The sequence below is a fragment of the Rheinheimera baltica genome, assembly GCF_030731985.1.
GTDB lineage: Bacteria > Pseudomonadota > Gammaproteobacteria > Enterobacterales > Alteromonadaceae > Alishewanella > Alishewanella baltica.
Genome location: NZ_JAPJDY010000006.1, coordinates 101,491 through 116,001 on the forward strand (window position 1 = coordinate 101,491; position 14,511 = coordinate 116,001).

Consider the following 14,511-nt stretch of genomic DNA (forward strand, 5'->3'; position numbering starts at 1 on the left):
CTGCCTTTTCAGTATAATGCGCGCCATTTGAATGCCGCAGCCTTCATCGAAGGCGTAGCGGGGCAACAATAATGAAGGAATGTCAGATGACAGACACAGCAGCACTTTGTGATATCGGGTTTGTCGGCGCCGGTGTGATGGGCAAAAATCTTATTTTGAACCTCGCCGATAACGGTTACCGTGTTGCCGCCTTTGACCTGGACCATCAGAAATTAGAATCGGTACTGGCGCAGGATAAAGCGGAGCGTGGCGATAAACCGGCCCGCGTTATTGCTTGCAGCTCTTACACTGAATTGCTGTCGCGTTTGTCAGCACCTCATCTTATTGTGTTGTCCGTCCCGGCAGGTAAGCCGGTTGACGATGTTTGCCACAAGCTGATTGATGCTGGTATTCAGGCCGACGATATTATTGTTGATACCGGTAATAGTTTGTGGACAGATACCGTTGCGCGCGAAAAAGATTTTGAAGGTAAGTTTATTTTCTTTTCAACCGCTGTATCCGGTGGCGAAGTGGGAGCACGTTTTGGCCCGTCACTTATGCCAAGTGGCGACCCATACGCGTGGACACGCATTAAACCATTGTGGCAGGCGATTGCCGCGAAAGTAGACCCTGCTACCGGTAAACCCATTGAACGATTTGAGCCTGGCAATCCTGTTACGGAAGGTGAGCCCTGTGCAACTTATATTGGCCCAAGTGGCTCTGGCCACTATGTAAAAATGGTTCACAACGGCATTGAATATGCTGACATGCAGCTTATCTGTGAAGCCTATCAGGTGATGCGCGATATTCTTGGTATGCCTGCTGCAGAAATTGCAGAGGTGTTTAAAAGCTGGAATGAAGGCAAGTTACATAGCTATTTAATTGGTATAAGCGCCGATGTACTGGCAACCAAAGACTCTGAAACAGGCTTGCCGTTAGTTGATGTCATTATGGACAAGGCTGGCCAAAAAGGCACCGGCTTGTGGACAGCTGTTAGTAGTTTGCAACTGGGAAGTCCGTCACCAACAATTGCTGAAGCGGTGTATGCTCGCTCGTTATCAGCGCTTAAGCATGAACGGGTAAAGGCGGCTACAGTATTGGCAGGCCCGGCGCAAAGCTTAATTTCTCCTGAGCAAAAAGAAGACATTATCCAGGCACTACACGATGCGCTGTATTGCGCCAAAATATGCGTTTATGCACAGGGCTTTCATTTAATGAAAACCGCCGCGGATGAGCATGGCTGGCAGTTAAACTTTGCCGAAATTGCTAAAATCTGGCGCGCTGGTTGTATTATTCGTGCTGTGTTTTTACAGTCAATTACCGAAGCGTATGAACGTAACGATGAATTAGAGAATTTGTTATTAGATCCCTTCTTCGCCAAACAAATTTCTGTTTACCAACAAAATTGGCGCAAAGCGGTAGCTAACGCCACCTTAGCGGGTATTCCTGTAGCCGCATTAAGCTCGGCGCTTAGTTACTACGACTCATATCGCACGGCAGTGTTACCTGCTAATTTATTGCAGGGCCAGCGCGATTATTTTGGCGCGCATACCTTCGAACGTACCGACAAGGCCAAGGGCAAAATGTTTCACGTAGAATGGAGCCAAAAAGACCGGCCGATGGTGAAAGTAAAATGACAACTCAGCATAACATACAACATATTGGTACTCCGGGTACCGCTAGCAGCACTAAGGTGCTGTTATTAGGCGCTGGTGAATTAGGTAAAGAACTGTGTATCGAACTAAAGCGTTATGGCTGTGAGGTGATAGCAGTAGATCGTTACCCTAATGCACCTGCCATGCAAGTTGCAGACAAAGCCGTAGTCATGTCTATGCTAGATAACGCTGCACTGCGTCAATTGGTGATCACTGAAAAACCTGCGTTAATTGTGCCAGAGCTGGAAGCTATCGCTACCTCGGTATTGCTTGAACTGGAAGACTGCGGTTTCAATGTGGTACCCAGTGCAAAAGCTGTGAATTTGACGATGAATCGGGAAGGCATCCGCCGCTTAGCCGCGGAAGAATTAAAGTTGGCTACGTCACCTTTTGTTTTTGCCAGTGATAAAGACAGCTTTATCGCTGCGGTTAACACCATTGGCTACCCTTGCGTAGTTAAACCCATCATGTCATCCAGTGGTAAAGGGCAGAGCGTGCTTCGTTCGGACGCTGATTTGGACGCGGCCTGGGTTTACGCTCAGGAAGGCGGACGCGCCGGTAAGGGTAGGGTTATAGTAGAAGGCTTTGTCGACTTCGACTACGAAATTACGCTGTTAACGGTAAATTCGGTGTCCGGTATTCAATATTGTGCACCGATAGGCCATCGGCAGGAAAAAGGCGATTATCGTGAAAGCTGGCAGCCACAGGCCATGAGCAGTGTCGCCTTTGAAACGGCAAAAAGCTACGCGAAAGCGGTGGTAGAGGCTTTAGGTGGTTATGGTTTATTCGGCGTAGAGCTGTTTATTAAAGGTGATAGCGTGTACTTTTCTGAGGTATCACCCAGACCACACGATACCGGCATGGTCACCTTGATATCCCAGCAATTAAGTGAGTTTGCTTTGCATGCCCGCGCTATTTTATGCTTACCTATTCCACAGATTAAACAATACGGCCCGGCAGCCTCTGCCGTGTTGTTAGTGCCAGGCAACAGTGCCGATATTCAGTATCATGGTTTAGCCGATGCTTTAGCCGAGCCAGATACCGAATTACGTATTTTTGCTAAACCCGAAGTACAAGGCGAGCGCCGGATGGGCGTAGCACTGGCGTTAAGTGACACTGTAGAAGCGGCAACGCAAAAAGCGCTTAATGTGATTAGCAAACTAAGAGTGACACTGAAATAAGATTGTTATAATGCTGCATAAAAACCACCTGAGGGTGGTTTTTTTATGCCTGCTTTTGTAAATAAGTTGTTCACTTTGCTAATAAAATCCACTAGCATCAACGCCTGTTGGTCATCATTTAAAACAGGTATAGACGCATGCAGCAGCAACATCAGCAGCGAATTAAAGACATTGATAAACAGGTTATTAAAATTACCTTATTTGAAGCACCTGGCAGCTTGCTATTTGGCGTGGGGTTGTACGCTAAATTTACTGACGATGGCGCATCAATACTGCCCATATTGCAAGATCAAGCTGTGGTTAACAGCATTATCTTTGTCGGTGCAGCAATTATGCTTTGGGGAACATACAAAATACTCATGCTGACGCAGGAGAAATCCCGATTGCAAAAAAAGACTAATCATTAAACGCTTACGATAGGGAATGTCGAATTTTGAACATGGTACAAATAGCGCGTTATGTAATTGGTTTAACCTGGATTTACCACGGTATCTTCCCAAAACTATTGCAAATTGCCCCGCTGGAGCAGGCAATGACCGGAAGTTTGGGTTTTTCTGACGACATTACATATTATCTGGTGAAAACTGCCGGCGTGGCAGAAGTGATTTTTGGCCTGGTATTTATTTGCTGCTACCGGCTGAGGATGGTTCAGCTATTAAACCTTATTGGTTTAGTTGGCTTGTTAATATTCGCTGCCATAATGACGCCTTTTATTCTGCTTGAAGCTTTTAATCCTATAACCACTAATGTACCGTTAATCGTATTGGGGTATTACATGGTCAGGCAACTGGATAGCAACGGTTACACGGAAAAGGATAACAAAAATCGTTTTCAGCAAGAATAAACCACGTTTGAATATTTACACCAATTTAGAAGGTTAAATGCCGTCATTGATTAAAGCATTATGTGAATCTGTTATTTTGTTTTCTCATCAGGAGCTATTTTGAAAGTTGTAGTCTCAATTTTTGCGGCACTGTCTTTTACCCTTGGTGCCAGCCAAAGTCAGTTTATTAATGTTAATGAGTTCGAGCTGGAGTACGAAATTGCTGGTAATGGCAAACACACCGTTTTATTAGAAGCGGGTGCTAGTTCGGCAATGACCGACTGGGACCCTGTGTTTAGCCAGTTTGCAGAGCAAGCTACTGTTATTCGTTATTCCCGCGTTGGCAACGGTAATTCAACCCAAGTTAAACGCCATTTTACCTCGCGCGATTATGCTGATTACGCCAGCGAACTGTTGGATAAACTGCAGGTAGCTAAACCGGTAATATTAGTTGCGCACTCTTATGGTGGCAGTATAGCGCGGGATTTTGCCGCCGCTTACCCGGACAAAGTTAAAGCCTTGCTAATGCTAGACCCGTCATCTGAACATGACGTTGATGTACTGCGTGCCATAGATCTGGAGCAAGGCAATAAAGAAATTGCAGCTATTAAGCTGGATGACATGAAAAATGGCATGTCGAATAACTATTTAGATTTTTGGAGCAAACGGCCATTACCGGATTATCCGAAAATTAAGGATATGCCGGTCACGGTTATTGCTTCAGTTAAAAAGACAGAAAACCCGGCCAATTTATTTTTCACCGACCAGGGCCGTAAGCTTTGGGGTGAACACTGGCACAACTGGGCCGCAGATTTTCCGCAGGGGCGGGCGGTATTAACCGATAAAAGCGGGCACTTTGTACAGTTTGATGAGCCGAATTTGGTGCTGACAGAATTGCAACGCTTGATTACAAAACTAAATAAAACTAAACACAAGTGATTAAGTGCGGCAAAACTGAACCCCGCTGCGTTAATCAAACCAAAGGAATGAAACTGTGCAATATGTAATGTGTAAAGCTTCGCTGCTGGTGTCAACGTTGTTGTTATCAGCCTGTGCAGTTAAACCTGTCGCGGTGCAGCCGGTGGAACAGACCATAGCGCAAGATACTGCGCCTGCTAAGGTGGTAAACAAAACAACATACACCAGCCAACCTTATACCCCCAAACTATGGTCTGGCCATAAGGTGCTCACGTTGTCTGCTGAGCAATGCGCAGTTAAAGGCAAAGCGGTGCTTGAAACCATGCAGTTTGGCTCTGTGGTTCAAAACGGCAACTATGTATATGGTAACTACCTGCAAAACCGTGCTGCAATTAAGTGTGTTGCGCTTGATAAAGGTAGTTTTGTTTATGTGGCGGTTGCCGGCCAGCAGAAAAAAGCAGTTGAAGAGCTGCGCAATGAGATTGTCTGGCAGTTTTAATTGGCAGCTCTTTTTCAAGAAGCATCTATTTATCAAGGAGCAATGTTGAATATTTCATTACGTGACGTAAACCACGAAAACTATGAAGCGGTATGTGAGCTGGATGTCACTAAGCAACAAGAGCCCTTTGTGGCTTGCAATATGTGGTCTTTGGTTGAGGCGGCCTACAACGATGGCCACACCTGCAGAGCTATTTACCAAGGGGATCAGCCGGTGGGGTTTTTTATGTGGGTAAAAGAAACGCCGGAACTTATTTCCATTTGGCGTTTTATGGTGGATAAGCAATTCCAGCATCAAGGTATTGGGCGCAAAGCGATGACATTGGCGTTAGCGCAAATCAAACAAGATACTGACATTAAGCAAATTGAAATTTGTTACAACCCACAAAATCCGGTAGCAAAAAACTTTTATGGTAGCTTTGGTTTTATTGAACAAGGGCTGGATGATGAAGGCGAAGATATGTTGGCCAGTATCACACTTAAAGCTGTTTAACATTTAACTGGAGTGTCGCATGTACCGGGGATCTTGTTTGTGTGGTGAAATTGAGGTTGAAATTACAGGGCCTATCAGTAGCATTATTCATTGTCATTGCTCGCTGTGTAGAAAGTCCAGCGGTACCGCCTTTGCCACTAATGGCTTTGTGAATAGTACAGATTTTACAGTAGTAAAAGGCGAAGCGCAGTTAAGCCATTTTGCTTTTAAACCTGGCCGGCTTAGGCATTTTTGCCGCAACTGCGGCTCGCCAGTATACAGCAGCAATGCCGACGACCCGACGCGGTTTCGCATTCGGCTGGGTATTTTAAACAGCGATATTATCGAGCGGCCACTATCACATAACTTTTACAGTTCAAAAGCCAACTGGGAAGATTTAGATGCTGATTTACCGCGTTACAACCGCTTTGAGCCTGGACGTGAATAACGCAAAAAATATTAGGGGAAGCACTGCACTTGGCAAAAAGCAATTATCTTACTGGCGCTGCGTTATGTTGCGCACTGGCAGCATTAGCGCATTTGGGTTGTATTGTCTTTGGCGCAGACTGGTATCGCTTTTTTGGTGCCGGCGAGCAGATGGCACTGATGGCTGAGCGGGGCGATTGGCACCCCACCATTGTTACCACTATTTTGGTGCTGATATTAATGCTATGGGCGCTTTATGCTTTATCTGGCGCGGGGATAATACGGCGCTTACCATTACTACGAACGGCACTGTGTGTTATATCGGCTATTTTTCTGCTGCGCGGGCTGGCCTTTGTTGCCATTATGCCGCTGTTTCCGGAGAACAGTGTGTTATTTTGGCTGGTAAGTTCAACCATTTGTTTATTTATTGGTGCACTCTTCGCGTTGGGTACAGTTAAAGCCTGGCATTATTTAAGTATTACATCGGACAAGTTTTAAATTGGCTATTCGTATTGCGCCTCTAGTGGCCAGCGATAAAACGTTATTTATTGCACTGTGCACCAACCAAACTATTATGCAGTATGTGTATACACCTTTAACTGTCACGCAGGCGGCTAAATTGTTTGCTGAGCGACTTGTACCGTGGCATCACAAAAGTAGCGGTTGGTTAAGCTACACCCTTGTTGAAACCGTAACAGAAAAAAAAGTAGGCACTATTGGCTTAAAGATAATTGACCACCAGGCGGCTGTAGCGGAAGTGGGTTTTATGTTGTTATCTGACGCGCAAGGCAAGGGCTACGCATCGCAAGCCCTTGGATTGCTTTGTAAACAGGCGTTTTCAGTATTGAATTTACATAAGCTGGTTGCCGTCTGTGCAGCTGAAAATAGTGCTTCGGTAGCGTTACTTCAAAAACAAGGGTTTCAACTTGAGGAACGGTTGAAAAATAATACTGAAATTAACGGTGTTTTTGTTGATGATTTGCGATATGGTTTAGTTAATAACACAGTAGGTAACGGTTATTTTCTTGAAAATAATTAATTGAATTAATAGTGTTTTAAGTCTATATATAATGTTCGCACTGCCTGTTTTAGCTGTGTTTGATAATGATGTCAGGGAGAAATTATGTCAGTCCGTATAGGAATATGTCTGATAACAGCGATGGTTTTTAGCAGCGCTTTATATGCTAAGCCAGCAGTAGATTTTTCAGCTGAGCAGAATAAACCTTGCTGGAAAATGATTGAGCAGAAAACGGTAGGGCATTGTAAGTTGCATTTTGAGCGACTTGAAAAAACGGAGCTGAAATTTGCTCCGCGCGATGAAATATCCCGTGCCTATAGCCGTTATTTTTCGGCTCGTACCGAGTTTCCAACGTCTTATCAGCAAATTGAATATGCCCTTCAATTTTTTAATTTTAGCATTGATAAGTATCCGGTAAGGGATAGTCTTAATTATATTCGTAGTGGTGACGGTTCTACGCAATTAAGTATGACAATACTTACCTCTAAAACCGGTGGTTACAGCTTTGTTTTAGCGGATAACGATGCACATTTTCGCCAAATAACGGATGCGTTACAATTTCCTAAGCGCAAAGTTGCTACACACTATTACCGCAATATAACCAAGCTATTTGCTGAATAGCTTGGTATTCACTTTTATTAACGCTGCCTTATTTAAGCTGCTTTTAATAAAGTTGTTTTTATTAAATTAAGGTTAGGCGGGTTGCTGAATCAGTCCAATCAATTTTTGCGTTTTGTTGACGTTCATTAAGCAACCGATGTTCAGCTTGCTTGATGGTATCTACATAGAGCCACTGACAATTAACGGTTTCCGGGCTGACTGTTAACACCATAAAGCCTCTATCGTAAAGGTTGGCATATTGTAATCCACTGATGAGTTGTACCAGAGCCTGCTCTGTTGCAACGGCTGATGCTCGGTCTGGCAGATTAATATATTGCTCTAGACCGGGTGATGTAACGGATGACGTTGCAAGCTCTACCCCTACCGGGGTGCCATCAGCCAGGTCAAGATGGTTAGCCCAACCATTATGCGTGTCACCGGCTAGCACCAGCAGTTTTTTCTGGTTCGCAGCAACATTGGCCAGTATGGCTTCACGCTCTGCAGGGTAACCATCCCACGCATCAAGGTTGTAAGGCATGGCGGGTAATTGCAAAAGTGCGATAACCTGAGGGGTTAAGCGTTGCTGATTTGCTTGCAAATAAGCCAGTTGCTCTGCAGTTAACGAAGGATCGCCTGCCTGTGCCCGCGCAGCCAATTGTGCAAGTGTAGCCAGCTCGGCGAAATCCGTAATACTTAATTGCTGTAACGCAACAGCACCAGGTAACAACATACGCCCCATCAGTACTTGCTGGCCAAGTATTTGCCAACGAGCATCATTCTGACTTAGTTTATCTTGTAGCCATTGCAGCTGTTCATTGCCTAGTATAGTGCGGTTGCTTTGGGTTAAATCAGCGCTAAAGCGAGTTTCATCAAGTTGACCGCTTACCGGGTCAATGTATTGGGCATATTCAAGCTGTTTGTCTCTGCCAATAACCCGTGTATCGAGCATAAGTAAATTAACCAGGTTGCCAAACTCAAACTGACGATAAATGGTTTCTTCGTCATTCGCCGAAAGTGGGCGTATTGGCATCCATTCAAAGTAGGCTTGAAGTGCAGCGCGTTTTCGCTCGGTGAAATCGCCTTCATTGGGTTGATGATTTTCAGCACCGTCACGCCAGGTGTCATTAGTAACTTCATGATCATCCCAAACGGCAATCATAGGCGCTGCAGCATGAAGTTGCTGCAAAGCGGTATCTGTGCGGTATTGCCCATAGCGTTGGCGATAATCAGCCAAGCTCACCATTTCGTTAACCGGTTGCACTTCACGACCCAGTGCTGCGGCATCTTCGCTGGCATAGCCACCAACGCCGTATTCATAAAGGTAGTCACCTAAATGAATCGTTGCATCTAAGTTGCTTATTTCAGTTGCTTTAGCGTAAACATGGAAATAACCGGCCGGATAGTTTGCGCAGGAAAATACTGCCAGTTTTACCTGGTTAACATCGCCAGTAGGTAACGTTTTACCCCGTCCTATTGCTGAATATTGTGTCCCCGCCCTAAAGCGATAGAAATATTCACTCCCGGCCGATAAATCACGCACATCAATTTTAACGGTATAGTCGCTGGCGGCAGACGTTGTTGTTTCACCGGAACGAACAAGTTGACTAAATTCTTTATCCAGCGCCAATTGCCACTCTAGCGGCACTTCTGCTGCATCAGCAGTTACGCGGGTCCATAGTAATAGCGCATCAGCTGTTGGGTCGCCACAGGCTACTCCGTGTGAGAATTCAACATTATAGGGCAGTGGTTGCGGCGCTGGTTCATCACTGCTACAACCTGTTAGGCTGGTAGAGATTACCACGCTGCCAATGGTCGCAGCTGAGGCAAAAAGAAAATCACGGCGGGTTAGTCTGGTCATTAATATTCTCCTGGTTCGACCAGCGCAGTGAAACAAAAATTCATGACAACAATGTGAATTGCTAGAAAAAAAACACTATGAGGCAGTTTTTTACGTATACAGCATTATGTAGTTTAAGCAGGTATAACAGCGCACTTTATTAAGGAAACAAATTAGATGAAACAGACAGAGCAACAATGGCGTGAGCAGTTAACTGATGAACAGTATCGGGTTACTCGCCTTAAAGGTACTGAGTATCCTTTTAGCGGAGAACTGCTCCATAATGAACAGCAGGGGACATATCACTGTATTTGTTGTAATAACAAATTATTTAGCTCAAACACTAAATTTGATGCAGGCTGTGGCTGGCCAAGCTTTTATCAAGCAGTTGCAGATAAGGTAAAGTATCAGCCTGATAATACCCATGGTATGACAAGAACTGAAATATTGTGTGCAAATTGTGATGCGCATTTGGGGCATGTGTTTAATGATGGACCGGCGCCTACAGGAACCCGCTATTGTGTAAACTCGGTTTCGTTAAGCTTTACAGCTGAAAATGAATAAAAAAGCTGTAACTGTTGTCGTAGCCTTTCAACTTCTATTACAATACGCGCCGTTAAAGCAATTAGCGGCGCAGACCTCACTTTAACACCCGATTAATTCATCTTAATGAAGTAAAAGGCCTACACACATGACCCTATCGCACGAAGAAATGTATCAGAAGAGCTGGCAAGAGCGCCAAGAATATGCCGAAAACATGCAGCCAATTATTGGCAGACTGTATCGCAACAAAGGCATTGAAGTGGTGGTGTATGGCCGCCCACTCGTGAATGCGACAACAATCGATATTATAAAAGCACATAAAAGCGTTGAGCGTTTTGAAGGGCAAAAGTTGCGCCTGCGCGAATGTTTTCCTGTGCTAGATGCGATTAGCAAAATGAATATAGCACCGGGTCGTGTTGATATTGGCAAGCTGGCTTATGGTTTCATCTATAAAAATGCGGCGAATGGCATCGCATTGGAAGAGTATTTAGCAGCTGAACTGTCCGATATTCTTGATCGTGAAGATCAAGTAAAACCAGTTGATGTTGTGCTTTACGGTTTTGGCCGTATTGGCCGTTTGTTAGCGCGCCTGATGTTAGAGCGCTCAGGGCCTAGCAGCAAATTACGTTTACGCGCAATTGTTGTGCGTGGTGGTAAAAAGGGTGATTTGGAGAAGCGTGCCAGCTTATTGCGCCGTGACTCAATTCATGGCCCGTTCAATGGAAGTATTACCATTGATGAAGAAAATCAAGGTATTAAAGCCAATGGTACCTTTATTAAGGTAATTTACGCTAATTCTCCTGAGCTAGTGGATTATACGCAATACGGTATTCATGATGCACTGGTGGTTGATAACACCGGGATCTGGAAAGATGACAAAGAACTGAGTATTCATTTTAAAAGCAAAGGCAGCGCTAAGGTGCTGTTAACGGCGCCAGCTAAAGGCGAAGTTCCCAATATTGTTTACGGTGTAAATCAGCATATGATTCTGCCGGAACACAAGATTGTGTCAGCTGCCAGCTGTACTACCAATGCCATTACGCCGGTGTTAAAAGCCTTAGAAGATGAATTTGGTATTCGTAACGGCCACGTTGAAACCGTGCATTCTTACACAAATGACCAAAACCTGATTGATAACTTCCACAGCGCAGAGCGGCGCGGTCGTGCAGCGCCACTGAATATGGTGCTAACATCAACAGGTGCAGCCAGTGCTGTGGCTAAAGCCTTGCCTCAGTTAAAAGGCAAGTTGACGGGGAATGCTATTCGGGTGCCGACGCCAAACGTGTCTATGGCCATTTTGTCACTGAACTTAAACCGTGAAACCAGTCGCGAAGAGATGAATGACTTTTTACAGCGAACGTCGTTATTCTCTGAATTACAGGACCAAATTGACTTTACCGCCTCTACTGAGATCGTATCATCAGATTTAGTTGGTTCGCGTTATGCGGGTGTAGTTGACTCTCAAGCGACTATTGTTGATGGTGATCGTTGTGTGTTGTACGTATGGTATGACAACGAATTCGGTTACAGTACTCAGGTTATTCGTGTGATGAACGATATGGCCGGTATTAAGTACCCAACGTTGCCGGTAGCGCGTTAATTCGTTACTTCATCGAAAAGCCGCTTTTAAGCGGCTTTTTCTTTGGCGCTAACCTGTTAGAATCCTGTTCACCAACAACTGGCATACAGCGTACTTTTAAGCATGATTAATGCTGTGCTAGTTTTTTCTTTTTATCGGCATTGGGTTTACTTTATGAAAATCACCAGCAATTTTGACAGCGGTAACATTGACGTCATTCAGGCAGATACCCCTGATAACATTCAATTGGCCATCCGCAAAGACAATCAATCAGATTTCTATCAATGGTTTCACTTTCGTTTAAGTACCGAACATGCCCAGGAGCATACTCTTACTATTACCAATGCCGGTGACTCGGCCTATCCGGACGGTTGGAAAGAGTATCAAGCCGTGGCATCTTACGATCGTCAAACCTGGTTTCGTGTTGAAACGGAATATGATGGTAAAGCATTAACGATTAAGCATTTCCCTGAAGCAGAATCGGTATATTTTGCTTATTTCGCGCCGTATAGCTACGAGCGTCATATGGATTTACTACATCAGGCGCAGTCAGATTATAACTGTCAACTGGTTGAGCTGGGTGAAACCTTAGATGGCCGCGATATGAGTTTGTTAATTGTTGGTGAGCCCGAAGCAGGCAAAAAGAAAGTATGGATTACGGCACGCCAACATCCGGGTGAGTCTATGGCCGAGTGGCTGATTGAAGGGTTACTGGATAGGCTGTTAGATGAAGACGATGGTGTTGCTCGCGCACTGTTAGATAAAGCGGTGTTTTACATAGTGCCCAACATGAACCCAGATGGCTCGGTCCGTGGCCATTTGCGCACCAACGCCGCTGGCATGAATCTAAACCGCGAGTGGTTAGCACCCTCGATGGAAAAAAGTCCTGAAGTGTACTTGGTTAGACAAAAAATGCTCGAAACCGGTGTTGACCTGTTTTTAGATATGCACGGTGATGAAAATTTACCTTATAACTTTGTCGCTGGAACAGAAGGTGTTCCATCATACAACGACCGGATTAAGATGCTGGAAGATGTGTTTAAGCAAACGTTGTTAGCGGTAACGCCAGAGTTTCAAACCGAGTTTGGTTATGATTTGGATGCACCGGGTCAGGCCAATATGACCGTGGCAACGGCATGGGTGGGTGAGCAGTTTAAATGTCTGGCATACACTGTTGAAATGCCATTTAAAGACAATGCCAACTTACCCGATGAAGCCTACGGTTGGTCCGATGTTCGCTCAATGAAACTGGGCCAAGACATGCTGCCCGCTGTGTTAGCCGTTGTTAACAAGCTGGGTTAAGTTTGAATGTGCTTAACACAATAACAAAAGCAGTGCTGATATCAGCGCTGCTTTTGCTCACAGGTTGTGTTTCGGTGCAGCAATGGCTTGCTGTATCGCCGCTACCTGTCACGAAGCAAAATGCTCAGCAACGGTTGGCATTGAGCCAAGGCATATCATCAGGTCAGCTTGATGTGAGTTGGCCAGAAAACAGCAGTAAACGGGCACTGGTGAATAACCGTGCCAGTTTCATGGGCTACAAGGGGCAGGGTAAGCTACTGGTTGAATTGGCTACAGCCCAAACTCTAACGTTAAATATTAATGGCAAAGCGTTTATGCTGACACCGGACGCTAACCTGGGGCAGCATTTAGTATTTGATATTAGCCAGTATACCCGCAACGGGCTTAATCAATTAGCGCTGCTAAATTTAAAGCCTTTAGGTGCCAAAGTACGGTTAGTTTTGCCTTATCCTGAATTACAAGCTGGCACACCCGAGCAAGCAGGCTTTTCTTCGGCGGTGCTTGATGAACTGGATCAGTTAATTAACCGTGAAGTTGCACAAGGTTTTCCAGGCGCAGTTTTATTAATTGCTAAAAATGGCAAAGTGATCAAAGAAACAGCTTACGGTTTTGCCAGCCGTTTTGATAGTAGCGGTAATATGCTGACGCAACCTGAAAAAATGCGTACAGACACGCTATTTGACTTGGCCTCTAACACTAAAATGTATGCGACCAATTACGCTATTATGCATTTGGTTAGTCAGGGATTGTTAGACATCAATTTGCCCGTGCAACAGTATATTACCGAGTATGTTGGGGATGGTCGCGAGCAACGTCTGGTGAGTGATTTGCTTTACCATAACGCGGGTTATCCACCAGAGGTGCATTTTCATCGACCCGATAATCGACATGGCGAGCAGTTCTATTCACTGGATCGTAACCGAAGTATGCAGCTTGTCGCGACTAAAGTGCCTTTTGAACGTGCCCGTGGCGGCAAAGCAGTGTACAGCGACATTGATTACATGTTGTTAGGCTTGCTAATCGAACGTATTACTGGCAAAACACAAGATGATTACTTAGAGCATACCCTGTATCAACCTATGGGGTTGCGTAGCACCGTTTTTAACCCACTACGAAAGGGTATACCGGCAAAACGCATCGCTGCGACAGAGCTGGACGGTAATAGTCGAGGTGGTAGGGTTATATTTCCAGCAGACACGCGTGGCGTAGTACGTGGTAATGTTCATGATGAAAAGGCGCATTATGCTTTTGATGGTGTAGCAGGGCATGCGGGGTTATTTTCTACAGCCAGAGAAACAGCCAGTTTAGCCATGCTGGCATTGCAAGGTGGATACGCGCTGACACCGGTATTTAGTTCTGAGGTGTTACAGCAATTTGTGCGTCCGTCAGTGTCGGATCATACGGTTGGCTTGGGATGGCGTACAGCAACGGGTGGCGATCTAAACTGGCACTTTGGCCCGTATGCAAGTGCATATGCCTTTGGCCATACCGGTTGGACAGGAACTGCAACCTTAATTGACCCTTATTATGGCTTGATTGTGGTGTTACTGACCAATAAAAAACACAGCCCGGTGTTGGCTGAAGGTGAAAATGGCTATTATTTTGCCGGAGACAGGTTTGAAACTGGCATGTATGGCAGCATCATGAGTAAAATATACGAAGCAATGCAGTAGGCGGCTG

The 14,511-nt window shown here is 45.1% G+C and carries 16 protein-coding genes; 15 read left to right on the top strand and 1 reads right to left on the bottom strand.

What is annotated here, in order from left to right; translation table 11 throughout:
- The first annotated feature begins 86 nt into the window (after window positions 1-86).
- From gnd to ORJ00_RS11505, 11 genes are all read left to right on the top strand, one after another.
- On the top strand, window positions 87-1,616 hold the full coding sequence (gnd, locus tag ORJ00_RS11455; protein ID WP_306139907.1) for an NADP-dependent phosphogluconate dehydrogenase: 1,530 nt from the start codon (window positions 87-89) through the stop codon (window positions 1,614-1,616).
- Window positions 1,613-2,815: a formate-dependent phosphoribosylglycinamide formyltransferase gene (gene purT / locus ORJ00_RS11460; protein WP_306139908.1), complete on the top strand. Its 1,203-nt coding sequence runs from the start codon at window positions 1,613-1,615 to the stop codon at window positions 2,813-2,815. Before gnd ends, purT begins: the two co-directional genes overlap by 4 nt.
- Window positions 2,816-2,952: 137 nt before the next feature.
- Window positions 2,953-3,222 (top strand): hypothetical protein, encoded by a 270-nt coding sequence (locus ORJ00_RS11465; RefSeq protein WP_306139909.1) that lies wholly within the window; start codon window positions 2,953-2,955, stop codon window positions 3,220-3,222.
- A gap of 32 nt (window positions 3,223-3,254) precedes the next feature.
- Window positions 3,255-3,659 carry a DoxX-like family protein gene (locus tag ORJ00_RS11470; RefSeq protein ID WP_306126705.1) on the top strand — a complete coding sequence of 135 codons (405 nt, stop codon included), beginning with the start codon at window positions 3,255-3,257 and terminating at the stop codon, window positions 3,657-3,659.
- 99 nt (window positions 3,660-3,758) lie between these two features.
- On the top strand, window positions 3,759-4,577 hold the full coding sequence (locus ORJ00_RS11475) for an alpha/beta fold hydrolase (protein WP_306139910.1): 819 nt from the start codon (window positions 3,759-3,761) through the stop codon (window positions 4,575-4,577).
- Between the two features lie 55 nt (window positions 4,578-4,632).
- On the top strand, window positions 4,633-5,055 hold the full coding sequence (locus ORJ00_RS11480; protein WP_156885938.1) for a hypothetical protein: 423 nt from the start codon (window positions 4,633-4,635) through the stop codon (window positions 5,053-5,055).
- 42 nt (window positions 5,056-5,097) lie between these two features.
- On the top strand, window positions 5,098-5,547 hold the full coding sequence (locus ORJ00_RS11485; RefSeq protein WP_305974574.1) for a GNAT family N-acetyltransferase: 450 nt from the start codon (window positions 5,098-5,100) through the stop codon (window positions 5,545-5,547).
- Window positions 5,548-5,566: 19 nt separating this feature from the next.
- Window positions 5,567-5,974, top strand: coding sequence for a GFA family protein (locus tag ORJ00_RS11490; protein ID WP_306126672.1), 408 nt, complete (start codon window positions 5,567-5,569; stop codon window positions 5,972-5,974).
- Between the two features lie 29 nt (window positions 5,975-6,003).
- Window positions 6,004-6,450: a hypothetical protein gene (locus ORJ00_RS11495; RefSeq protein ID WP_240474847.1), complete on the top strand. Its 447-nt coding sequence runs from the start codon at window positions 6,004-6,006 to the stop codon at window positions 6,448-6,450.
- A 1-nt stretch (window position 6,451) separates the two neighbouring features.
- Window positions 6,452-6,991, top strand: a complete 540-nt coding sequence (locus ORJ00_RS11500) for a GNAT family N-acetyltransferase (RefSeq protein ID WP_027670661.1) — start codon at window positions 6,452-6,454, stop codon at window positions 6,989-6,991.
- Between the two features lie 84 nt (window positions 6,992-7,075).
- Window positions 7,076-7,591: a hypothetical protein gene (locus ORJ00_RS11505; protein ID WP_156885939.1), complete on the top strand. Its 516-nt coding sequence runs from the start codon at window positions 7,076-7,078 to the stop codon at window positions 7,589-7,591.
- A gap of 61 nt (window positions 7,592-7,652) precedes the next feature.
- On the opposite strand, the gene ORJ00_RS11510 is transcribed toward ORJ00_RS11505, so the two are convergent.
- Window positions 7,653-9,428 carry an alkaline phosphatase D family protein gene (locus ORJ00_RS11510; RefSeq protein ID WP_306139912.1) on the bottom strand — a complete coding sequence of 592 codons (1,776 nt, stop codon included), beginning with the start codon at window positions 9,426-9,428 and terminating at the stop codon, window positions 7,653-7,655.
- A 156-nt stretch (window positions 9,429-9,584) separates the two neighbouring features.
- Between ORJ00_RS11510 and msrB the strand changes: the two genes are divergently transcribed.
- From msrB to pbp4b, 4 genes are all read left to right on the top strand, one after another.
- Window positions 9,585-9,971 (top strand): peptide-methionine (R)-S-oxide reductase MsrB, encoded by a 387-nt coding sequence (gene msrB / locus ORJ00_RS11515; protein ID WP_027670664.1) that lies wholly within the window; start codon window positions 9,585-9,587, stop codon window positions 9,969-9,971.
- A gap of 127 nt (window positions 9,972-10,098) precedes the next feature.
- Complete coding sequence (locus tag ORJ00_RS11520; RefSeq protein ID WP_027670665.1) at window positions 10,099-11,550, top strand: glyceraldehyde-3-phosphate dehydrogenase; 1,452 nt, start codon at window positions 10,099-10,101, stop codon at window positions 11,548-11,550.
- Window positions 11,551-11,703: 153 nt separating this feature from the next.
- The gene (locus ORJ00_RS11525) at window positions 11,704-12,831 is read left to right on the top strand and encodes a M14 family metallopeptidase (RefSeq protein WP_305974564.1); all 1,128 of its coding nucleotides are present in this window, start codon (window positions 11,704-11,706) and stop codon (window positions 12,829-12,831) included.
- Window positions 12,832-12,905: 74 nt separating this feature from the next.
- The gene (pbp4b, locus tag ORJ00_RS11530) at window positions 12,906-14,504 is read left to right on the top strand and encodes a penicillin binding protein PBP4B (protein WP_306139914.1); all 1,599 of its coding nucleotides are present in this window, start codon (window positions 12,906-12,908) and stop codon (window positions 14,502-14,504) included.
- The last annotated feature ends 7 nt before the right edge of the window (window positions 14,505-14,511 follow it).